This window comes from Microbacterium sp. PRF11, assembly GCF_031844085.1.
Classification (GTDB): domain Bacteria; phylum Actinomycetota; class Actinomycetes; order Actinomycetales; family Microbacteriaceae; genus Microbacterium.
The window spans coordinates 1,153,115-1,176,449 of sequence record NZ_JAUZUP010000001.1; the positions used below are offsets into that span (position 1 = coordinate 1,153,115).

The following is a 23,335-nucleotide window of genomic DNA, read 5'->3' on the forward strand; positions in this document are numbered from 1 at the left end:
GAACCCCCGCGAACCGTCTAGGACGGGTGCGAGAGCCAGAAAACACCGCGTCACTGCGCAGCAACGAGCCAATTCGCGAATATCACCCCAAACATCACCCGCTTTCTCGTCCGCTGTGACCTCCGGTGCACGAGCCGCCGCAGAGCGGTGTCACCACCGCTGCCCGTGATTCCGAATAAGAGCGGCCAGCAGGTCGGCAGCCGGGTAGACGACCCGTCCTGACAGGTCGGAGGTGGGAGCTGGAAGGTCGCCACGATGTCGCCACTCTTCGACCACGGCGACGTCTACGCCGGCCAAGCGGGCGAACGTCCCGACGTGGATGTCGCCCTCGACACTGCTCCGAGACGAAATGGTGTCGATCCGCACCCCGAGAAGCTCGGCGATCGACGACCTCGGTTGACCGAGAAGTCGGCATCCCGCAAGCAGGAAGCGCGCGGTGCGGAAGGCCTCCCGTCGCTGCGCGCCGCGGGCCGTGGCCGATTCCCGGGTCGCGGCCAGCAGAACGGCCCGGACAGCGGGATGCAGCTCATCCGCGGGCGGAACGGGCGCGTCGTGGGATCGAGGAGCGCGCCGCTCGGGCGGTTCGGCTGGGATGTCATTCATGGTCGCCTCGCGGAAGTCTTCCCGGTGGTCCGAGAACCGGGCGGAGGCGAGCCTCCGCACCCGCCACGGCGGGGCTGTCCGGGACGTCGCCACGGGATGGGCCTCTGTCGTCACTCGTCATTCCTCGAAGGCAGAAGTCGTCATCGTGAATGCGGGGCCGGTCTGGCGCGACCGGCCCCGCCTGGTGCCGCCGGTTCGCACGCGGCGGCACCGTCCCTCGTCCGGGGGCTGAGGTCAAACGAGGGAGGGGGTGGAGTGGGAGCGACCGTCGGCCGCTCCCACCCTGTCGGCGTCAGCCCTCCGAGCCGTCGTCCAGGTGGACGCGGCGCACCCTGGCCACACCGAGAGCGATCAGCACAGCGAGTCCGAGCGCTCCCAGCCCGATCCACGGCCACGCGGGAGCGGTGGCGAGGATCATTCCGCCGGTCGCGGCCAGCGGGCCCGGCGGCGGGGTGGTGTTCTTCGTGGTCGTCTCGCAGACGCCGCCGCAGTCGCCACCGGGTCCCGTCGGAGTCACCACGTTGTGCAGCACGCGGTCGCCGAGGTCGGGGGTATTGATGGTGAAGGAGTAGACGATGGTCTTCGTCTCCCCCTTCGCCAGGGCACCCGACCACGAGAGCGTGTTGCCGTCGACCGTCGCGCCGTTCGTGGCGTCCCTGTTGTACGTCGCGTCGTCGGTGACCTTCGACAGATCGTCGGTGAAGGACGCGGGCTCATCGGTCGTGTAGTCCGTCTGTCCGGTGTTCTTCACCGTGACCGTGTACGTCACCTTGTCGCCCGACTTGGCGGTCGTCTTGTCGACGGCCTTCTCGACGGTGTACGTGCCGACCTTGGTGATGATCGGCGGCGGCGGCGGGGTGGGCCCGGGGCCCGTCAGTACGACGGCGTTCTCGAGCACCTTGTCACCCGTATCGGGCTTGTTGACCGTGACCGAGTAGACGATGGTCTTGGTCTCGCCGATGGCGAGTGTTCCCGCCCACGACAGGGTGTTGCCCGAGACGGTCGCACCGTTGGTGGCGTCGTTGTTGTACGTCGCGTCGTCGGTGACCTTCGAGAGGTCGTCGGTGAACGACGCCGGCTCCTTCTCGGAATAGGCGACCTTGCCGGTGTTAGTGACGGTGATCGTGTACGTCACCTTGTCGCCGGGGGAAACCGTCGACTTGTCGGACGTCTTCTCGACCTTGTACGACTGCACCGGCGTCGACGTCTTGCATTCGCCCTCGGGATCGCAGGTGCCTCCGTCCCCCTTCGGCGTCACAACGTTGTCGAGCACCTTGTCGCCCTTGTCGGGATCGGCGACCGTAACCGAGTACGTGATCGTCCTTGTTTCGTCGACCGCCAACGCACCCGACCACGAGAGGGTGTCACCGGACACGACGGCCCCGTTCGAGGCGTCGTCGTTGTAGGTGGCGTCATCGAGGACCTTCGAAAGGTCGTCTGTCAGCGAAGCCGGGCGCTGTTCGCTGTACGGAACGCGCCCCGTGTTCTTCACCGTGATGGTGTACGTGACGACGTCGCCCGGGCGCGCGAATTCCTTGTCGACCGTCTTGGAGGTCGTGAAGGTCGGGTCACTGAATTCGATGCGCGCGCAGTCGGGCTGATTGAGACCGTTCGTCGTGACGTTGGTCGTCGGACAGTTGTCGTACGTGCCCGCCTGCGTCGAGGTGACCTCGACGGTAATGGTGCAGGACGATTCTCCCTTGGAGAGGTTGCCGTCGGCGACGCGGATGGTGCGTCCACCGGCAGGCGCCGAGGTGACCGCGTCACACGTGCCGCCCACGTTGCCGTTGGCGAGCACGAGCCCGTCGGGCAGATTGTCGGTGAACCCCCACCCGCTCTTCGCGCCGAGCTCGCTGGTGTTCGTCACCGTGAACGTCAGCGTCGAGACATCGCCCGTGCGCTGGAGCGCGGGGCTGAACGACTTGTCCATCTGCGGCGTGACGTCGAGGATCTTCAGGTTGTCGAAGGCCGCATCGTTACCGTTGCCGCTGCCGTTCGAGTTGCGCATGATGAGGCCGACGGAATCTCCGGTGACACGCACGGCACCGTCGGATGTGTATGTTCCGACGCTGACCGCGCTCTGCGCGCTCGCTGCACCCTTCGCGGGGACGGCGACCGTTTTGCCGGATGTACACGCATTGGCAGAACCGGCGAAGACCTGAGTGCCATCCGACTGCACGAGGTAGAAATTGTAAGCCGGCGCGGAGACGCCGCAGTTCACGGCCGCCGTATCGACGCTGAAGGAGACGTAGCGACCCGACGCATTCAATGGGATCGTGTTCACCGTCTGGATCTCGGTCCGATTGGCTCCGGGATCGCCCGCCGTGTACGCAGCCACCACGTGATTGGTGTTCGGGTTGGTACCGGTGTACTCACCGAGCGCGTAGGCGAACTGGCGGAGCTGTCCGTACGAATACTCCGGATTCTGGCCGGACGTATTCGGCCGGCATCTGTTGATCGCGGAACCGTCGATCGCCGAGTCGGGGCTGTCCCACTCCACGATCGCGCCATTGCAGTTCTCCAGCCACGCCTGGTCTGCGGTGTACTGCGTGCCCCTGGCTCCGGTGTAGTTCGTGAGAAGGACCGGGTCAGTGCCCATTCCGTTCTCGAACGTCTCGTTGTACAAGACGTTCGGGTCCGACGGGCTCCCCGGGTTCCCCGGGGCCGCCAAGGCCGGTGACGACGCGGTGACCAGCCCCGCCGACAGCGTCGCCGCGACGAGGCCGAAGGCGAGCAGGCTCGAGAGCAACGCTCTCTTTCTGGGTAATGCGCCGTCTTGTCGGCGCGCGGAAGTGGGACGCACGAGGGCTCCTTCTTGCTGTCGAACGTGCAGAGATGAGCAGGGATCCGGGGGGACCCCCGCAGCCCGTCTGAGACGGTTGCCAGAGCCACGAAACACGCAGGCATGCCACCACGACGAGCCGATTCGGGAATCTCACCTCCAAAGTCATTCGCTGTCTCACCCAGTCGCCTCACCCCCTTCCGCAGGCATCGCGGCGGGTATCCGGCGCTGTCCGCGGGGCAATTGGCATCCCATCCGAGCGCGCCGAACGGTGCGGCCAGCACGGGGCACGACCGCCAAAACGAGACGGCCTCACCCGAATGCTCACCCCTCGCGTCATATCCGAGGCGTTCGCGCATCTGGCTGGTCGAGAGCCGCAGCGGCGAGCGCGCGGAGCTCGCGAGCGACGCATCGTCCCGATGCAGCGAACGGGCACCCCTCCCTCCCGCCGCGAGCGTCTCAGCGGGTGATGTTTCGGGTGATATTGCGTGTGGCGTTTTCGCTTCGCGTCCACCCCGGCATCGAATGACTGATGACCAGCTTCCTCGTCCGCGCGCCCGACGCGGCGAGGAATCCGATCCGAGGAGTACCGATGCACCGCACGCGCGCCCTCCAGCACGCGCTCGACCACGAAGAGTGGGAGAGTGTCGACGAACTCCTCAATGCCAACTTCTACCGCTACCTCGCCACGGAGCCCGCCCTGCTCAACCGGGTCTTCGACGCCCTTCCAGAGGAGTGGTTCGACGCGCATCCGCGGCACGCGATGTCGGCGGCGATCGCCGCCGCGGTCGGCCGGCCGGGGATGGTGCTGAGCCGTGACAGCGTCACGGCGTTCCGGCGCTGGGTCGAAAGCCAGCCGACTCCCGCCGCCCGCGATGTGCTCGGCGTGCAGCAGGCCGAGCTGCGCGAGCTGCTCGCCCACGGCTGGTACCAGAACGCGTCACGCCTGGTCGACGGCATCCTCCACACCATCCGCACCGGGCCGCAGTGCCCGCAGGGGCTCGGCGACGTCATGCCGTCCGTGCTGCTGCGGTGCGGTCTCGCGAAGCTGCTCGCGGCAAACCTCACGGCCGCGGCCGAGTGCTTCGCCGACGCGGTCCGCTGGGGCACGCTCACCGAGGAGCACCCGCTCGCCCCCTACGCCCGCGAGCATCTCGCGCTCGTCCACGCGCTCGAGGAGCGCTACACCGACGCGGTCGCGCTGCTCTCGCCCGAGACTCCGGCCCTCCGCCGCCCCGGCACCCTGCAGTATCACTACGAGCCGGCCGGCATCCTGGCGCGCGTGCTCATCAGCACCGCCGCCCTCGACGTGGATGCCGCCGCCGAACAGCTCCAGCACATCGACGACGCGATCGTCGAGGGCGACCTCGGCTGGGTGGCCATGCACGCCCGCACCCGCGTGGCGCTCATGCGCGGAGGGCAGTGGGACCTCATCCACCGCATCAACACGCTGCTCGCGACCGGGTCGAACCGCACCTCGCCCGAGACGATCGCCGGGTCGGTGCTGCGCGCCGACCTCGCGGGGCTGTACCAATCGGTCGACGATCTTCGCGCCGCCGACAGCGTCCTCGGCTCGGCGGGCCTGCTCGACAGGCCGGGCAGCCTGGTCATCCCCCTGGCGCGGCAGGCGCTTCTTCGCGGAAAGCCCAAGCAGGCGCTGTCGCTCCTGCGCCAGAACGAGCACACGCGCCCCGAGACCACGCCCTCACGCCACCTCCCCACGGGCGCCGTGCTCTACGCGACGGCCGAGCTCGCGGCATCCGGAGACGTCTCGCCCACCACGCTGCAGCTCGCCGCCACCGCCGTCAACCACCACGGTGCGTACAGCGCGCTCACCCATGCGTCGCGGGGGCTGCGCGAGCGCATCCTGCCGCTGACATCGCTCGACTCCGCCGCGATCCCCGAACCGTGGTCGTACCGCGACCGCGCGAAGCTCACCCCGCGCGAGCGCGAGGTGCTCGCGGCGCTGCACGCGCACGCAACGATCAACGACGTCGCGGCTGCGCTGCACGTCTCCCCGAACACGGCCAAGACGCACGTGCGCGCGCTCTACCGCAAGCTCGGCGCGCACAGTCGCGAGGAGGTGCTGTGGCTCGGGCAGTTGTGAGCCGCGGCCGGGGCCGGACGGCCGGATAACGGGAACCGGCCACCGACGCGACGGGTTCCGGCCGCATCCGGGCGAATTCGAATGGCCGGATCGCGCCGAGCCGTAAAACGAAAGGACACCGTCCGGAGGAGTCCCCGTGGCCCGACCGCCCCGCCCCGCGCCAGCCGCGTCAGTCGACGCGGCGCAGCGCTTCGCGTCCCAGACGCGCGCTGGCGAAACCGGACATCTCGCACAGCGTCGCGAAGGCGGTCGTGGTGCCGTGGGTCTCGAGCAGGGCGCGCAGCTCGCGCGTGCGTCGAAACTCGATCTCGCGCCGCGGCGTGGTGCCCATCAGTGTGAAGGCGCGGCGCAGCGTCCGCTCCGACACGCAGACGTCGGATGCCACCGTCGCCGGCCTCGTGTCGACGGTGCGGAACGTGGCCTCGATCACGGCGATCGCCTCGCCGAAAACCTGGTCGGGCCGCGTCGAGGTCTTCACCCGGGCCACCCCGTCGCTCTCTTCGAACAGGGCGGCCAGGAGCAGTTCCGAGGCTCGCAGCAGGTAGGGCGATTGCGCGACTCCCGGCGGTGCCTTGAGGGCGCTGTTCGTCAGCGCGGCCACGACCTGCCAGGCGTCGCGCGCGACCGGGATCGGCTCGCCCATGCGCTCACGCACGAGCGGGTTCGCCAGAGCGGTCGGGCGGAGCTTCCACAAGTAGCGGGCCGTCGCGGCCGTGAGCTGCACGTCGATCTCGGCCTCGGAATCGAGGAACACCAGATGGTCCGGCTGAAGGTCGAGCGTCTCGCCCCCGTACGAGACGTCGGCGCCGCCCTCCACGCCGAGAAGCACGTACATCCCGCCGGGCGAAGACACACCGCGGTACGTCCCCGTCGGCGACCATAACCGCCCCACGTAGTTGTCGAACGACCCGACGCCCTCCATCCGGAGCCCCCGGGTGTCACCGAGGTTCTGCCATCCCAGCGCGCGCAGTTCTTCGTCCACGCGCCCCCTTTCCGCGCCACGGAATCCCATCGAGACGACTCGCCCGTCGCTCGCCACCCGATCACGGGTGCGCTCCCCTTCCCGAAGGAGCACTATGCCGGTCATCCTACGACTCACTCGCGATCTCACCCGCGGATCGTGGAACGACATCGCCGAGACCCTCGACGACCACTTCTTCCGATGCCTCATCGCGGCGCCGGATCTGCTCGAGGACCTGTTCGCCGCGGCTCCCGCCGACTGGTATCAGCAGCACCCGCGCCACGAGATGTGGCGCGCACTCTTCAACGCCGCCCGGCGCCCCCACGACCTCGTCGACGCGAACACCCGCGGCCGGTTCCGCGCCTGGGTGGAAGCGCAGCCGGCACCGCATCCGCGGGACGTGCTGCTGCTCGAGGACGCCCGACTGCGGGACCTGCTCGCGCACGGGTGGTACGAGGAGGCGTCGAACCTGAGCGACCGAGTCCTGGCATCCTTTCGCTCGCCGCGCGCGCTCGCGATGGCCGATGCCGTGCCCTCGGCGGCGATCCGCTGTGGGACGGTGAAGCTGCTGGTCGGCGACGTGGACGCCGCAGCGCTCTTCTTCGCGGAGGCGCTGCACTGGGCCGGACGCACCGACGACCATCCCGCGGCGAGGGATGCCGCAGAGCACCTCGCCCTGGCACACGCCCTCGCCGATCGCTTCGCGGAAACGCGGACCGTTCTGGACAGCGAGCCCGGACCACCGACGCGCCGAGGCGCGCGGGCCGGGGCGTTCGCGCGGGCGCTCGTCGCCCTGAACGCGCTCGACCTGGCGGGCGCCCGGTCGGCGCTGAGCACCATCGACCGCTCGGCGACGGGGGAGGCGCTGTCGTGGATCGAGCTGCACATCCGGGCCCGCGCGGCGCTCGTCGACGGGACGGCCTGCGAGATGATCCACCGTCTCACCGGCGCGCTCGTCACCCAGGCCGCACTGTTCTGCCCGACCTCCGCTCCCGGCGCGGTGCTGCGCGGCGACCTCGTCAGCCTGTATCACGGCGTCGACGACCTGCGCGCGGCGGAGGACGTGCTCGCAACCCCGGGACTGCGCGAGGAGGACCCCGCGCTGCTCCTCCCCCGCGCCCGCCACGCCCTCCTGCTCGGCCGTCCCGACCGGGCCCTCGCTCTCCTCCGCCGCGAGGAACCGATGCGTTCCTCCGTCCCGGCGCGGCTGACACCCTCCGGCGTCGTCCTCGCCGCGGCGGCGGAGCTGGCGGCATCCGGATCGCTCTCCGCCCCGGCACTGCAGCAGGCGATGTCGATCGTCTCGCACCACGGCGCGACCTGGGCGCTGATCGAGGCCACGCCCGCACTGCGCGCGCTCCTGCCCGTCGCGGCGGAGGCGCCCAGCCCGTGGGTGTACCGCGAGAACGCGCAGCTCACGCGGCGCGAACGCCAGGTGCTCGACGCGCTCGCAGTGCACGACACGCTCGGCGACGTCGCGGCCGCCCTGCACGTCTCGGTCAACACGGCGAAGTCGCACGTGCGGGCGCTCTACCGCAAGCTCGGCGCCCACTCCCGCGAGGAGGCGCTGCGCCTGTCGGGGAGCATGAGCACGTCCGGGACGAACGCCGAAGCGGGTGGGATCGCACGACTCGCGTGATCCCACCCGCTTTCCGGGAGGCGGGGAGCGTCAGGACGCTCCCCGCGACCGACTCAGGCGGTCCGACGGCGGCGGACGGCGATGATGAGCCCGCCGAGCACGACCATCAGCGCACCCAGCACACCGGCCAGGAGGGCCACCGTTCCACCGGTCACCGCGAGCGGCGGCGGGATGACCACCAGGCCCGCGTCGATGGTCGGGTCGATGCCGCCGGTGGCGCGCACGGCCTGCAGGTCGTACGCGGTGGTCACCGAGGCCGAGCCCGCACCGAGCGTGAACGTGCGGGTCAGGCCCGACGCCGTCGCATCCGAGTCCATCGCCGCGTCTCCGCCGCGCAGGGGCTGCGTGAAGCGGTGCGTGGCCGCGACGTCGGCGGGAAGCACGAACTGCACCGCGTAGTCGCCCGCGGGCAGCGCGTCGAACAGGTAGCGTCCGTCGGCGTCCGTCGTCGTGCGACGCAGCTCGAGGCCCGCGGCATCCCGGAGGATGACACCGATCCCGGGAGCCGGACGCTCGCCGGCGTCGCGCACACCGTCGTTGTCGGTGTCGTACCAGACCTGGTCGCCGATCGCGTAGGTCAGGGCCACCAGGCCGATGTCCCACGTCGGGTCGACGCCCTCGGAGGCTCCGAACGGCTGGTCGGCGTACGTACCGTCGACCGCGGTGTTCCCGGTGCCCAGCTCGAACACGGGCGAGCGGCCGTCGGTCACCGAGACGCTGGAGTCGCGCGCGGGATCGGTCGTGCCCTGGGGGCTGAGCTGGTACCCGGCCGGAACGTCCACGCCGACCTGGTAGCGGCCCGGCGCGAGGTCGTCGAACAGGTAGCGTCCGGCCGCGTCGGTGGTCGTCGTCTTCACGACCTTGCCGTCAGCGTCGTACAGGGTCACGGTCACGCCGGGCCGGGCCGGCTCTCCCGCGTCCTGCACGCCATTGCCGTTGAGGTCGTTCCACACGAGCTCACCGATCGCGTACGTCCGGGCGATGACGCCCGCGTCGCGCGTCGGGTCGATGCCCTCGGTGGCGCGGACCTTCTGCGCCTCGTACTGCGTGGTGACGGTGCCGCGGCCGAGCGTGAACACGTCGGTCGTCCCGGTGGTCGGGTCGACGTCGGAGTCGGAGCCGTCGTTGCCGGCGTCGCGCACCGTGAAGCGGTACAGCGCCTGCTGGGCCTCGGACAGCTCCACCCGCACGCGGTACTCGCCCGCGGGCAGCTCGTCGAACAGGTAGCGGCCGTCGGCGTCGGTGCGGGTGCCCGCGATGCGGGTCCCGTCGGCCTTCAGCAGCGACACGGCGACTCCGGCGAGCGGGGTGTCGCCCGCTCCCTGGATGCCATCGCGGTCGGCGTCGACGAAGACGACGTCACCGACGGCGTAGGTGCGCGGACGCCATCCGAAGTCGAGACCGGTGTCGCTATCGCCCTGGTTGCGAAGAGCGCTCGAGGTCGCCGAGCCCGTCGACGAGTCCTTCGCGCGGTCGTCGCCCGCACCGGCCGTCGTCGGGAAGTACGGCGCGAGCACGTCGGCCGACCGGGTGGTGTCGATGCGCACCGTGTAGCCCTCGCCGGCACCGAGCACCGGCAGCGAGCCGAAGCTGTACGCACCGTTCGCATCCGTCTGCACGGGACCAACGGTCTTACCGAACACGTCGGTCACCGCCGCGCCGTTCGGACCCTCGAGGGTCACCCACACACCCGGGAGGCCGGGCTCACCGGCATCCTGGATGCCGTCGCCGTCGGTGTCGACCCACACGAAGTCGCCCACCGAGACGCGCGGCGCACTGGTCGCACGGTACTCGTCGGTCGCCTTCACCGGGGTGCCCGTGAAGCGGCCCTGGGCCGTCACGGTGACGACGTCGCGGTGCGACTGGCCGGGCTCGACACCCGTGAGGGTGGCGGTGCACTCGACGCTGGCTCCGGCCGCGAGCGGACCGGACCACGAGCTGCCCCCGCTTCCGCCGGGGAAGGCGCAGTCGATCGCGCCGACCGTGGCGGAACCGGTGACGACGTCGCTGAGGCTGATGTTCGTCAGCGGCTCGTTGCCGGTGTTGCGGACGGTGAAGACCAGGGTGGTCTTGCCGTTGGCGGTCGTGAGATCGGCGGCCGTGTCGGCGGTGTTCGCGTCGCGGCCCTGCTCGTCGGCCTTGACCACGGTGATGGCCGGACCGAAGGGGGTGAACCCGAAGTCGATGCCCGTGTCGGATGCACCGTCGGTGCTCAGGTCTCCCGTCTTCGCCGAACCCGTGGACGAGTCGGCTCCGCGGTCGTCGCCGACACCGGCGGGGCTCGGGGTGAAGACCGTCAGCACCTCGGCGGAACGCGTCGTGTCGATCGCGACCGTGTAGGACTTCCCGGCCGGCAGCGGCGGCAGGTTCTCGAAGAGGTAGGCGCCGTTGCCGTCGGTGCGCACCGCACCCACGGGCGAACCGAACACGTCGGTGACGGCGGCCCCGTCGGGACCGGTGATCGTCAGCCAGACACCGGGCAGACCCTTCTCGCCCTCGTCCTGGATGCCGTCACCGTCGGTGTCGACCCACACGTAGTCACCCACCGAGACCTTCAGCGGCACGACACCGGCGTCCCACGTCGGGTCGATGCCCTGGGTCGCCGACAGGCCGTCGCGGCTCACCAGCGGCGAGGCGTCGCCCAGCGTGATCACGCGGGTGCGTCCGTCGGTCGCGGCGTCCGAGTCGGAGCCGCCGGCCGAGCCCTGCTGCACACCGGTGAACTTGTAGCCGGTGGGCAGCGTGAACACGACGCGGTAGTCGCCCGCGGGGAGGGCGTCGAAGACGTACTCGCCGTCCTCGTCGGTGGTGACCGAGGCGACGGTCGCGCCGTTCACGTCGGTGACATCGCCACCCGTCGCCTTCTGCAGCGAGACGGTGACGTCGGCGAGGCTGCGCTCACCGGCATCCTGGATGCCGTTCTCGTTGCGGTCGATCCACACCCGGTCGCCCAGCGCGTAGCTGCGCGTGACGAAACCGAAGTCGAGGGTGTCGTCGCGGTCGCCGTCGGTCGTGAGGTCGCCGCTCTTCGCGGATCCCGTCGAGGAATCGGTCGCGGCATCGCCCGCACCGTTCTTCGTCGGCGTGTAGCCGGCGAGCGCCGCCTTCGACGCCTCGGTGTCGACCGTGACCGTGTAGCTCTGCCCGGCGGGCAGCGGCGGGAGGTTCTCGAAGGAGTACGCGCCGTCGGCGTTCGAGGTGGCGGGGCCGACCGGGGCGCCGAAGACGTCGGTCACGGCCGCACCGTTCGGGCCGGTCAGGGTCACCACGACGCCGGGGAGGCCGCGGTCGCGGTCGCCCTGGACACCGTCACGGTCGACGTCCTCGAACACGCGGTCGCCCACGCTGACGCTCTTCGCGATGAAACCGAAGTCGAGCGTGTCGTCGCTCGCGCCGTTGGTGTCGAGCGGCTTCTGCGAGACGGCCGAGCCGTCCGAGGAGTCGTTCGCCCCGGTGCCGCCGCCGACCACGGGCGACGGGCGGTAGCCCGCGAGCTCCGCGATGGTGCGGGGGTCCTCGGTGTCGATGCGCACGGTGTACGACTGGCCCTGGGCCAGCGTCGGCAGACCGGTGAAGGAGTACGCGCCCTCGGCGTTCGTCACCACGGGAGCGACGGTGGCGCCGCGCACGTCGGTGACGGGCTTGCCGTCGGGACCCTCGATCGTGAGGACCACGCCGCCCAGGCCGGGCTCGCCGGCATCCTGGATGCCGTCCTCGTCCTTGTCGACCCACACGAAGTCGCCCACCGTCACGGCGTTGGCGATCACACCGGCGTCGACCGTCGGGTCGATGCCCTGCGACGCGGCGACCGCGGGCTGGTAGGTGGTCGTGAGCGCGGTGTTCGCGTCCGAGAGCGTGATCACACCGGTGCGACCGTTCGCCGAGACGTCGGAGTCGCGGTCGTCGGCGTCGCCGGCGTCGCGCACGGTGAAGCGGTACTGCAGCTTCTGCGCGTCCGACAGCGTGAACTGCACGATGTACTGACCCGCGGGCAGCTGGTCGAACACGTAACGGCCGTCCGCGCCCGTCGTACGAGGCTGCACGTCGGAGCCGAGAGCGTCCTTCACGGGCGCGCCGCCGGCGTCGGTCAGCGAGACGGTGACTCCGGGGAGCGTCTGCTCTCCGGCGCCGAACAGGCCGTCGCCGTCGCGGTCGATCCAGACCACGTCGCCGATCGCGTAGGTCTTCACCATGAATCCGAAGTCGAGGGTGCGATCGCTCGCGCCGTCGGTCGTCAGGTCGCCCGACTCGGCCGAGCCGGTGCTCGAGTCCGCACCGCGGTCTCCGCCCTGCCCGCTCGGCGCGGGGACGAAGCCGGCGAGCACGGTCGCCGAGGCCTTCTCGTCGACGCGCACCGTGTAGTGCGAGCCGGCGGGGAGGGCGGCGAGACCGTCGAACAGGTAGGCGCCGTCCGCGTCGGTCGTGCGGGTGAGGGGGGCACCGTCGGCGCCGAGGACGGGCTGGCCGTCCGCACCAAGCAGCTCGATCACGACGCCCTGGATGCCGGGCTCACCGGCACCCTGGATGCCGTCGCGGTCGTCGTCGCGCCAGACGCGGTCGCCCACCGACACACTCTTGACGATCACACCGGCGTCCCACGTGGGGTCGATGCCCTCGGTCGCCGACACCGCGGGGGTGTAGGCGGTCGTGAGCGCGGTGTTGCTGTCGTTCAGCGTGATCGGCGCGGTCTCGGCGATGGCCGGGTTCGTCCCGACGCGCGCGTCGGAGTCGACCGATGCGTCCGATCCGGCGACCGCGCGGGTGAACTGCGAGGTTACGGCGTCGGCCGCCGACAGCTCGAAGCGCACCGCGTAGGTGCCCGCGGGCAGGTTGTCGAACAGGTAGCGACCGTCGGTCCCGGTGACCTGGGGGTCGACGCCCGTCACCGGCTCGCCGTCCGCGTCGAGCAGCGTGACGGTCACGCCGGCGAGCGGCGACTCGTCGGCATCCCGGATGCCGTCCTTGTCGGCGTCACGCCACACCTCGTCGCCCAGGGCGTAGGTGCGCCCCACGAAACCGAAGTCGAGGGTGAGGTCGCTCGCGCCGTCCGTGGTGAGCGGTGCGATGGTCTTCGCCGAACCCGTCGAGGAGTCGACGTCGGCGTCACCGCGGCCGCTGGCCGTCGGACGGTAGCCGGCGAGCGCGGTCTGTCCCGACGCGTCGAGGCGGACCGTGTAGCTCTGACCGTCCGCGAGCAGGGGGAGGCGCTCGAAGAGGTACTTGCCGCTGCCGTCGGTCGTCGCGGGAGCGACGGGCTCACCGTTCGTGCCGGTGACGGCCGCGCCGTTCGGCCCGACGATCGTCAGCTGCACGCCCGGGATGCCGAGCTCGCCGGCATCCTGGATGCCGTTGCGGTTGGCGTCGAGCCAGACGAAGTCTCCGACCGAGACGCTGTCGGCGATCACGCCCGCGTCCCACGTGCCGTCCACGCCCTCGGAGGCGGTGGCCGGAAGACCCGTGTAGTCACCGCTCGGGGTGAGCGTCGACGAGGAGTCGAGGCGGAACTGCTTCGTGAGACCGACGAGACGGTTCTGCGCGTCGCGGACCGCGTCGCTGTTGCGGTCGGTCTCGACGCCGTTCGCGTCGGCGGTGGTGAAGGTCAGACCCGCGGGCAGCGTGAAGCGCACGCGGTAGTCGCCGGCCGGGAGGCCGTCGAACAGGTAGCGGCCGTCCGCGTCGGTCGTCGTCTGAGCGATCTGTGCGCCGTTCGCGCCCAGCAGGGTCACGGTCGCACCCGCGACGCCCGACTCGGCTGCGGCGTCGTCCTGACGGCCGTTGCCGTTGACGTCGCGCCAGACACGGTCACCGACGGCGTAGGTGCGCGAGGTCGCGTTGAACGGGTCGTCGTCCGAGACCTTCTTGCCCGAGACCGCTCCGGTCGCGGTGACCGTGAGGGTGTCGAGGTGCGCCGAGCCGGGGGTCACGCCGCTCAGGGTCGCGACGCAGTCGACGGTCGCACCGGGAGCCAGCGGACCGGCCCAGGGCAGGGTCACGGCAGAGCCACCGGTCGGGGTGCAGGTGAAGGCGGTCACCGTCCCGCTCGAGTTCTGGCCCTGCGCGTCGGTCAGACGGATGTCGACGAGCGGCTCGTCGCCGTTGTTCGTCAGCGTCGCGCGGATCTGCGTGGAGCCGTTCGAGGCGGCGAGGTCGACGGCCGTGTCAGCGGTGTCGGCGTCGGCGCCCGCGGCATCCGTCTTCTTCACCGTCAGCGACGGCGTGTAGGTGACGAAGCCGGCATCCCAGCGGGGGTCGATGCCCTGCGTCGCCGTGAAGCTCACGCCCGGGGTGTAGGAGGCGTCGACCGAGCCGTCACCGAGGACGATGGTCGTCGTGCGACCCGGGTTCGCGCCGGAGGTCGCCGCGTCGGAGTCCGTGGTGTCGGAGCCGTTGTTGCCGGCGTCCGCGGTCGTGCGGTAGTACCCGGTGGGGGTCGCGAACTCGAGGGTGTAGCTGCCGGCGGGGAGCTCGTCGAAGACGTAGAGCCCGTTGGCATCCGTGGTCCGCGTGCCCACGACCGTGCCCGAAGCGTTGCGCAGCGTGACCGTCACTCCCGCGAGTCCCGGCTCGCCCGGGTCCTGGATGCCGTTCTTGTCGGTGGACTGGATGCCGGGGACGGAGGGGTTCTCATCGAGCCAGACCCGGTCGCCGAGGGCGTAGGTCTTGCGGATGAAGCCGGCATCGATGGAGTGGTCGTTCACACCGGCGGCACCCGTGCGGATCGACGTGCGGGCGGAGGAGCCGCCGTTGGTCGCCGTCACATCGGAGTCGACGAGGTCCGAGGAGCCCGCGACGTTCGGCTTCGTGAAGAGCAGTTCGGCGCCCTGGATGCCGGGGAAGGCGTTCGCGCCGTTGCCCGCGAGGGTCAGCGCACCGCTCGGGCGGGCCACCTCGATCACGTAGTCGGTGTTCGGCGTCAGCGCTGACGTCGTGGTCGAGCTGAAGTACCACTCGCCCGCGGCGTTGGTGGTCGTGGTGGCGAGGACCGTGTTGCCGGCCGCGTTGAGCAGCCGCACCGTCACGCCCGCGATGGCGGGCTCGTTGGCATCCTGGATGCCGTCGCGGTCGGCGTCGAGCCAGACGCGGTTACCGATCTGCACCGGCGGGTCGGGCAGCACCGCGGCCACCGAACCGATGCCGCCGGCCTTCTCGAAGTAGGTGGCGCTGAAGGCGGGGTACTGGTTGAAGCCGTCGAGGCTCTCACCCGTGCTCAGACGGGTGAAGCGGTTACCGCCGACGTTGTACTGGGTGGCCGGGTCGTACGCGACGCTCGCGAGCAGGTCCTGACCGGGCAGCGTCGTCGCCGCGCCGAGCGACGTCTCGTCGTGGACGACGCCTTCGCCGCTCTGGAAACCGCCGCGGCCGTCCCAACCGACGGAGTCCTCGAAGAACTCGCGCCCACCGGGACCCTGCGTGTTCTGACGGGCGGTCTGGCCCGCCGCGACCGTGGAGCCGAGGCTGCGCACGCGGGTGACGGCGTTGTTGCCGGCGTCGCGCAGCTGGACGCTGCCGTTGGACTCGAGCACGAACCGGCCGTTGTCGCCGCGGCCGGCGTAGAGCGTGTCACCCGCCGAGATCGCCGTGATGCGGTCGTTGGTCGGGCGTCCCTGCCAGAGGTTGTTCTGCCCACCCTGCAGGCTGAGGCGGTCGGTCAGGCTGACGACGACGTTCCCGCCGTCGTCGAAGGCGAGCGAGCTCAGGATCGGCTGCGCCCACGCGCGGAACGTCGCGATGCGGAAGCCGGTTGCCGCGGTCGAGGTGAAGTCGCCGGAGGTGTACACCACGTTGGGGTCGTCGGTCCACGGGTGCCACTTGGTGACGGCCTGACCGGCCGTGGCCACGGGGTCGTCCTTGTGCCAGGCGACACCGCGGTCGTAGGTCAGCGGAACCTGCAGCACCTCGGCGAACGCCGGGGCGGAGGTGCCGAGAGCGGCGCGCAGCACGCGCGCACCCTTGGTCACGTCGGTGGTGTCGGTCACACCGACGTACAGCGCGCCGTCGCGAGCGCTCAGCGCCCACGGGCGCTCGTTCGCGCCGAGACCGGTGATGTCGATCGCCGTGGGCGCCGCCGTGAGGTTCGCCGTGTCGTACGAGTAGATCTTGCGGTCCTGCAGGTTGACGACGTACAGGCGTCCGTCGACCAGCGCGATGCCGCCGATGCCCGCCTTGCCCGCGGCGGCGTAGGCCGCGTAGTCGGCCGTGCCGAAGTCGTTGGCGCCCTGCTCCGCGAGGTCGCGCGTGACCGAGCCGAACGAGACACCGGTGCTCGCCAGATCGTACGACTGGAGGCTGTCCGCGACACGGGTGACCTGGCCGGCGGCGTTCGTGGTCACGTCCACCGAGTACAGGCCGGCGATGCCGCGCGGCCCGAAGCCCGAGTGGCGCTTGACCGTGGCCGTGGCGTAGATGCGGAAGCGGTTGCTGCCGAGGTCGTCGATCGCGGTTCCCCAGAGGGCGCCGGTCTCGTTGAACGTCGTGATGGTCGTCGCCGTCGTCGGCTGCTGCGTGTGGAGCGAGTTGGTCGTGCTCGGCAGCACGGCGGAGAGCGACCTCGCGGTGCTCGCGCGCGACGTCGTCGACGCGCCGTTCGCCATCACCGCGGTGACGACCGGCGTCGCGGTGCCGCGGGAGAAATCGTTGAGGGTGTGCAGACCGACGTTGACGTTCTCGGCGCCGACCGTCGTGAACTGCACCGAGGAGCCGTTGGCGCCGGCGGTGCTCAGAGCGAACGAGTCGAAGAAGCCCGTCGGGAACTGATCGAACTGCACGCGCACGGGGCTGCCGTCGGGGAGGGATGCCGAGATCGGAATGCTGTAGGCGCCCGTCGCGCTCGTGGTCGCCGTACCGACCAGCGTGCCGTCGGCGGCGAAGGCCTGCGCGCGCACGCCGACCACGCCGACGTCGGAGAGCCCGTCCGTGCCGGTCGGGTCGAACTGACCGTTCTGGTTGTAATCGCGGAACGCGACACCGTTCACCTTGCCGCTCTGCGCGTTGGCGGCGGTGACGACGCCACCGGCGACCAGCAGACCCGCGGCCAGCGCCGAGACGGTCGCGATCGCGATCCCCCGGCGACGGGCGTTCTTCGTGTGTTCAGCACGTGCCCGACGCGTGAGCGCAGGGGCAGGAGTGTTCGACGACAATGTGATTCCTTCGGGGTGTGCGCGCCGGAAGAATCGCGGTTTCCGCGGGATCTCACCGGATGGCAGGACGCAGGCGCGGAAACGAAACCGCGGAGCAAACATATGGCCTTCACACGCAACGTTCAGGCGCATTGCGTAAATCTTGCGCTCCCGTTGAGGAAACAATGCGACGCAATCCGGCCCGAGAAGGTGGCGGTTACGATGTCCCGGTGCCCGTTCCCCGTCGCCTGATCGCCGCGCTCGTCGCGGTCTCCACGCTGCTCGCGCTCAGCGCGTGCGCACCCGCCGGAAACGACTCGACATCCACCGGATCCGACCTGGTGCGCGTGCCCGAAGACGCCTCCACCATCGGCGAAGCGGTCGATCGCGTCGCCCCCGGCGGACTCGTGATCGTCGGCGCCGGCGTGTACGAGGAGCAGATCGTCATCGACAAGCCGGACGTCACCCTGCGCGGCGCGGCGCGGAACGACACGGTCATCGACGGCGGCGGCGTGCGCCCGTTCGGGGTCGTCTCGATCGCCGACGGCGTGCGGGTCGAGAACCTCACGGTGACCGGGGCGACGTTCTACGGCGTCCTCTTCACGGGCCTGCACGACGAGAACGGTCCCTCGGCCCCCACCGTCGACGGCTACGAGAAGTGGGACCCCGAGAAGTTCCCCCCGCTGCAGCGCTTCCTCGTCGATCACGTCACCGCCTACGACAACGGCCTCTACGGCATTTACGCCTTCAACTCGCAGAATGGCGTGATCCGCGATTCCTACGCATCCGGATCGGCGGACAGCGGCTTTTACGTGGGGCAATGTCAGAACTGCGGCATCCTCGTCACCGGGAATGTCGGAGAACGCAGCGCGGTGGGTTTTGAGAATGCGAACGCGAGCGATTCCGTCGTGATTACCGGCAACCGTTTCTCGGGCAACCGCATCGGCATGACCCTGCTCTCCAGCTATCAGGAGGCGTTCACGCCGCAGCGCTCGAACACGGTCGTCGGGAACGTCATCGTCGACAACGCCGGGGAGCAGACGCCCGCCCAGGCCGACGGCGCGTTCGCGACCGGCGTCGGCATCAGCGGCGGCGTCGACAATCTCCTCCAACGGAACCTCATCTCGGGCCATGCCCGGGCGGGTGTCCTCCTGAGCAACACGGAGGATCTCCCCACGCGCGGAACGCGTCTGCTCGACAACTCCTTCACCGGCAACGGCGTCGACGTCGCCAACCTCTCGGCATCCCGCACCCCCGCCGCGGGCAACTGCGCCGCCGACGGCCTCACGACCGCGCCCGCCGACCTCGCGGCACAGCTGGCGGCGGCCTGCGCGGGCGGCACCGTCCCGCAGGCCGCGACGACCGAGCTGAGCGGGCCGACGGCGCCCCCCGGACTGAGCTACCTGCGTGTGCCCGCGCCGCGGGCGCAGCCCGACCTGCCGCAGCGGTCGAGCTACCCCCGTCTCCCCGACACGGTGGACATGCCCGACGTGGCATCCATCCCCCTCCCCGACGCGCAGCTGCTCGCCGAGTGGACCGGCATCCGGTGAGCCGGGTCCGCCGTCTCGGCGTCGCCGGACTCGCCCTCGCTCTGCTCCTCACGGGCTGCACCGCGGCCCCGGAACCCGAGCCGACCTGGCGTCCGGTGACGGGCGAGGAGGCGCAGATCCTCGCCGTCGCGCGCTTCAACAACTTCGACGCCGGCTCGCGCCCCTTCGTCACGGAGGTCGGCGAGGGCGACGAGACGCAGCACGTGCAGGGGTGGGTCGACTACTCCTCCCAGGTCGGGTACGCGGCCGCGTCCGACCCCGAGCAGCCGCAGACGGTGCTGTGGACGTCCGACAGCGTGGGCTTCCTCCCCGCAGACCCCGACGCCGACGGCAACCCGGTGCTGCCGATCCCCCCGTTCGACGACACCTGGCAGACCGCGGCCCTCGCGCCCTCCGACTATGCGCTCGACGCCGTGCTCGCCGTGCTCAGCGGCCTGGGCTCGGACCGCCCCGACAACCCGCTGCTCGTGCAGCAGAGCGGGACGCTGTGGCTCGGGCGCGACGAGGTGGACGGGGTGGCAGTGACGGTCTTCGCCGCTCCCCCGACCGACGAGGTTCGCTCCCCCGACGACCCGCCGCTCACCCCCGACTCCGCCAAGCTCCGCCTCGCCGTCGACGACGAGGGGCTGCTGCGTCGCGCCGACGTGCAGTTCCGCGGCGATTGGATCACCATCGACCTCCCCGACGCCCCCGCGCCGGCCCTCACCCTCCCGACGCCGTGACCAACGGCGGCCGGACGACCCCGGACGCACCCGCATGACCAACGACTCCCCCTCCCGTCCCGGCGTCACCCGCCGCGCCCTCCTCGTCGGCACCGGCCTCTCGGCCGGCGCGGCCGGCGCACTGGGGGGCCTCCTCGGCGGCCGTCTGCTCGACCGGCCCGAGGAGGCGGGTCTCTCCGCCGCCACTCCCCCGAACGGCTCGATGGTCGTCGCCGAGGGCGCCACGCAGGCCGGTGTCGACCGCCCCGCGATCGCCCCCGGGCACGCGTTCCTGCTGATCGGCGACATCGACCCCCAGCGCGCCGGGGCGACCCTGGCGACCCTCGGCGAGACGATCCTGCGCCTCACCCGGGGAGAGGCGCCGGAGATCACGCCCGACGGCCCCGGCGACCTGACCGTCACCGTCGGGATCGGCGAGCGCGTGCTCGCCGCGAGCCGCTCACCCGAGACGGCGGCCCTCGTGTCGCTCCCGGATTTCGTGGGGGATGCCGAGCTCCCGGCGGCACGGCGCGGCGGCGACCTGCTGATCAACGTCAACGCCTCCGACCCGTCGATCCTGGAACCGGTGGCCGCTGCTCTGACATCGGCCCTGAGCGACTGGCAGCCGCGGTGGAACCAGTACGCGTTCCGCGGGCCGAGCACCGACGGTGTGATCCGCAACCCCTTCGGCTACCACGACGGCATCATCATCCCGCGCTCCGCCGACGAACTGGCCGAGAACACCTGGATCGCCGACGGCCCCCTCGCGGGCGGCACCATCTGCGTGCTGCGGCGCTTCCGGCTCGACACCTCCGCCTTCCGCGCCCTGACCGCCGAGCGTCGCGACGCCGTCATCGGCCGGCGCCAAGCCGATGGCATCCCCCTCTCGGGAGGAACGCGCGACAGCAACATCGATCTGCGGGCCAAGACCGAGGCGGGCGATCTCATGGTGCCGAGCGACGCACATGCGCGCGCCGCGCACCCGTCGTTCACCGGCAGCGCCCTCATGCTGCGCCGCAGCTTCTCGTACCACGACTCCGCCGACGACCACGGGCACGTGTTCATCAGCTACCAGCGCGAGGTCGAGACCTTCTCACGCACGCAGCTGCGACTCGACGACGTCGACGCGATGAGCGCGTTCGTCACCCCCACCGCCACCGCGGCCTTCGCGATCCTCCCCGGGCACTCCGCGGCGTCGGGGTTGGGGGCAGGTCTGTTCTGAGGCGAAAGGCCCGTGTGCGAGGTGCCATCCACCCCGCCCACGGGCCTTTCGATCTACAAGACGGCTGTCACGCCGTCTCCGGTCAGCCCACGCGGAAGGTCGCGTCCTGGCGGTCGGTGTCCGTCGAGATCGGGTCGATCCGCAGGGCGAAGGCCGAGTGACGCAGGTACCGGTCCGGGAAGTTGAAGGACTGGAACGACGTCGCCGTCGAGTCCTTCAGCCCCGCGACCCGACGGAAGGTCGCGTCACCGGCGAACGCCGCACTGCCGTCGTTCTTCTCGAGACGCACCTCGAATCCGTAGTGGCGGAGGAAGTACCCGGGGTAGTTGACGGACTCGAACGAGACCGTTCCGCTCGATCCGTCAGCCAGCCCCGAACGCAGGACCCACTGGGAGTCCGCGTACGGCGCGACGCCCTGGTCGATGCGAGCGGTGAAGTTCGTGTGGCGGACGAACCGATCCTCGAAGTTGTACGACTGGATGCGCTTCGCAGCCGACGGCCACTTGGCGGACAGACGCTCGAGTTCGGCGGAGGTGATCTGCAGCACGGAGCCGTGACGCTTCGTCGTCGCGCCCATGCTGTAGGTGCCCTGCGGACGAATCTTCCAGTTGGCGGCCGAGGTGATGTCGGTCGTGACGAGGGGAAGATAGCCGCGACCCGTGGCGTACTGGTCGACGAACATGCCGAAGGTCTGGGTCGTGCCGTTGTAGCGGAAGAGGATGGGGCCCTCGACGTCGGAGCCCGTCAGACCCTGGCCGCGCAGATCGCCCACGTAGGTCCACGAGCCGAGGATGGAGTTGCTGCCCTCGATCGTGATCTGTCCGTCACCGGAGGCGCGGTAGTACCTGAAGCCCCCGGTCGAGTTGTCGCGCTCGACGATCTGGGTGTCGATGATGCTCTGGCTCCCGCGATCGATGTACAGCTGCGGCGTCGAGATGGAACGGAAGTCGTTCGTGTTCGCACCCCAGATGCGGTGCGTCACCACGCCGTTACGGCTGGAGTTCGTGGCCCAGTAGAGGAAGTACGAGTTGGTGGCGGGGTTCCAGATAGCCTCCGGCGCCCACGCGTTGCGGCCGTCGGGGATGGCTCCGGCGACGTTCAGCAGCCACGGTGCCGACCAGTTGACGAGGTCGGTCGATTCCCAGACGACGATGTTGCGGCTGCCGTTGTCGATGGCGTTGCCCCACCCGCTTCCACTCGCGATGCGAAGGTCGGTGGCGACGATCCAGAACTTGCTGCCGTCGGGCGACCGCACGATCGAGGGGTCGCGGACACCCTTCGTTCCGACGGTCGACAGCAGCGCGGGCTGGCCGTTGTTCAGGTCGTTCCAGTATTTGCCGTCGGTGCTCGCGGACAGGTAGATCTGCTCGCCCTGCGACGACTCGCCCGTGAAGTGGACGAGCAGGTAGGCGGAGTACGGATCGGCGGCGGAGGCGGACTGCGCCCCGGCCACCGTGAGGCCCGTGAGGGCGATGACGAAGGCGAGCGCGCTCGCCAGGACACGTCGGAGTGTGCTTCTCATGTCGACTCTCGATCGGAGACGACGGCGAGGTGAGCGGGGGAGGCTGCACCTCTCGTCCTTCACTCGCCGGAACGAGCACCGGACGTCGTCGTCGGGGTGTGTAAGGGGGACAAGGGGAGCGACCGTGAGAGAAGCAATGGAACCCACGGCGGGGGTGAGCCGTGAGTCGCCATGACCGGCGAGCGAGGCAGGGGTTTCGTCGTCGTCGTCGACGATGAAACGGATGCCGCGTTCTCCGCGTGTCACTCGACTTGCGGGACCAGTATCACCCACCGCGGAGGTCAAATGTGAGGGTTCACATAACGATTACGGCACTGGTATGGGAGCGAGCGTCAGTTATGCTCCGGACCGCAGAGGCGCCACCGGTCTTACTCTTGGCGCACCCATACCGTCGCCGCTGACGCGCAGGGTTTCCAGTATGTGGAATGGGATGGTACGGGCAAACAGAGTCACTCGGCCGACGTTATTTGACCGCCAGAGGGCAAAGCGCTCCCGATCCTCCGGAAAAGCTCGGTGGAGTACGTCCCTGCGGGCCCAGCTTGAAAAGCGTCCTTCTCAGGATGGCCGGGCACCGGGGACGAATGATGGCTTGGTTCTGATTTCAGACGCTTCAGCGCTTGAATCGGGCTTGAGACGCTCCGTCTACGCCTACCGGGATCTCATTTGAAGGGTCGCGCAGCCCCCTGTTTGCAGCTAGTCCGCGATAGCTAGTTGCCGCGTTCAGCTCTCTCGTCTGTCACCGCATCCTGGCTGCAAGGTGGGCCACTCAATGTGCAGCCCTCCGCCTCAGCGGTCTCCCCAAATAAGAGCGTCACACCGTCCTCCGCCGCCACAGCAGCCGGCCAGCCCAATCCGCGCGAACGTCCCCGCCACTTGAGAGCGAAGAGGACGCCCGCCAGCCCCGCGCAGAACAACACAATCCCTGCTGCGAGAGCCCACAGCAGCGAACCGACCGCGTCGACAAATCTCGCCATGTCGAGAGCCAGGTACAGCCAGGAGCTCACAGCTGCGAAGAAGAGGCCCCCCAGCGACATAACCGCGATGACGAAACCGCTAACGAGCACAGCCGAACTTGCCACGCCGAGGGCAACTCGTACTACAAGCAAGGAGTTCATCTTTGCACGCCACTTCG

The 23,335-nt window shown here is 70.1% G+C and carries 10 protein-coding genes; 5 read left to right on the plus strand and 5 right to left on the minus strand.

What is annotated here, in order from left to right:
• Window positions 1–150: 150 nt before the first annotated feature.
• On the minus strand, window positions 151–717 hold the full coding sequence (locus tag Q9R20_RS05450; protein WP_311248344.1) for a hypothetical protein: 567 nt from the start codon (window positions 715–717) through the stop codon (window positions 151–153).
• Window positions 718–895: 178 nt separating this feature from the next.
• Window positions 896–3,352: a hypothetical protein gene (locus Q9R20_RS05455; protein ID WP_311248345.1), complete on the minus strand. Its 2,457-nt coding sequence runs from the start codon at window positions 3,350–3,352 to the stop codon at window positions 896–898.
• 625 nt (window positions 3,353–3,977) lie between these two features.
• On the opposite strand from Q9R20_RS05455, the gene Q9R20_RS05460 reads away from it, so the two are divergent.
• Window positions 3,978–5,492 (plus strand): LuxR C-terminal-related transcriptional regulator, encoded by a 1,515-nt coding sequence (locus tag Q9R20_RS05460; RefSeq protein WP_311248346.1) that lies wholly within the window; start codon window positions 3,978–3,980, stop codon window positions 5,490–5,492.
• A 169-nt stretch (window positions 5,493–5,661) separates the two neighbouring features.
• Here the strand turns inward: Q9R20_RS05460 and Q9R20_RS05465 are convergent, their stop codons facing one another.
• Entirely contained in the window at window positions 5,662–6,474 is an 813-nt protein-coding gene (locus Q9R20_RS05465) for a hypothetical protein (protein WP_311248347.1), read from the minus strand.
• 94 nt (window positions 6,475–6,568) lie between these two features.
• On the opposite strand from Q9R20_RS05465, the gene Q9R20_RS05470 reads away from it, so the two are divergent.
• Entirely contained in the window at window positions 6,569–8,092 is a 1,524-nt protein-coding gene (locus Q9R20_RS05470) for a helix-turn-helix transcriptional regulator (RefSeq protein ID WP_311248348.1), read from the plus strand.
• A 53-nt stretch (window positions 8,093–8,145) separates the two neighbouring features.
• On the opposite strand, the gene Q9R20_RS05475 is transcribed toward Q9R20_RS05470, so the two are convergent.
• Window positions 8,146–17,229 carry an SdrD B-like domain-containing protein gene (locus Q9R20_RS05475; protein WP_311248349.1) on the minus strand — a complete coding sequence of 3,028 codons (9,084 nt, stop codon included), beginning with the start codon at window positions 17,227–17,229 and terminating at the stop codon, window positions 8,146–8,148.
• Window positions 17,230–17,438: 209 nt separating this feature from the next.
• Between Q9R20_RS05475 and Q9R20_RS05480 the strand changes: the two genes are divergently transcribed.
• From Q9R20_RS05480 to Q9R20_RS05490, 3 genes are read left to right on the plus strand one after another with little or no spacing between them, the layout of a single operon-like run.
• Window positions 17,439–18,758 carry a NosD domain-containing protein gene (locus tag Q9R20_RS05480; protein WP_311248350.1) on the plus strand — a complete coding sequence of 440 codons (1,320 nt, stop codon included), beginning with the start codon at window positions 17,439–17,441 and terminating at the stop codon, window positions 18,756–18,758.
• A complete protein-coding gene (locus Q9R20_RS05485; protein WP_311248351.1) occupies window positions 18,755–19,480 on the plus strand; it encodes a hypothetical protein in 726 nt (241 codons plus the stop codon). Before Q9R20_RS05480 ends, Q9R20_RS05485 begins: the two co-directional genes overlap by 4 nt.
• 34 nt (window positions 19,481–19,514) lie before the next feature.
• On the plus strand, window positions 19,515–20,681 hold the full coding sequence (locus tag Q9R20_RS05490; protein ID WP_311248352.1) for a Dyp-type peroxidase: 1,167 nt from the start codon (window positions 19,515–19,517) through the stop codon (window positions 20,679–20,681).
• Between the two features lie 82 nt (window positions 20,682–20,763).
• Here Q9R20_RS05490 and Q9R20_RS05495 read toward each other — a convergent pair whose 3' ends face one another.
• A complete protein-coding gene (locus Q9R20_RS05495; RefSeq protein WP_311248353.1) occupies window positions 20,764–22,203 on the minus strand; it encodes a glycoside hydrolase family 43 protein in 1,440 nt (479 codons plus the stop codon).
• Window positions 22,204–23,335 lie beyond the last annotated feature (1,132 nt).

Excerpts from the sequence above, each read along its gene's own strand:
- Q9R20_RS05470 (WP_311248348.1), top strand. The coding sequence starts at position 6,569 with ATGCCGGTCATCCTACGACTCACTCGCGATCTCACCCGCGGATCGTGG.
- Q9R20_RS05495 (WP_311248353.1), bottom strand. The coding sequence starts at position 22,203 with ATGAGAAGCACACTCCGACGTGTCCTGGCGAGCGCGCTCGCCTTCGTC.
- Q9R20_RS05490 (WP_311248352.1), top strand. The coding sequence starts at position 19,515 with ATGACCAACGACTCCCCCTCCCGTCCCGGCGTCACCCGCCGCGCCCTC.
- Q9R20_RS05460 (WP_311248346.1), top strand. The coding sequence starts at position 3,978 with ATGCACCGCACGCGCGCCCTCCAGCACGCGCTCGACCACGAAGAGTGG.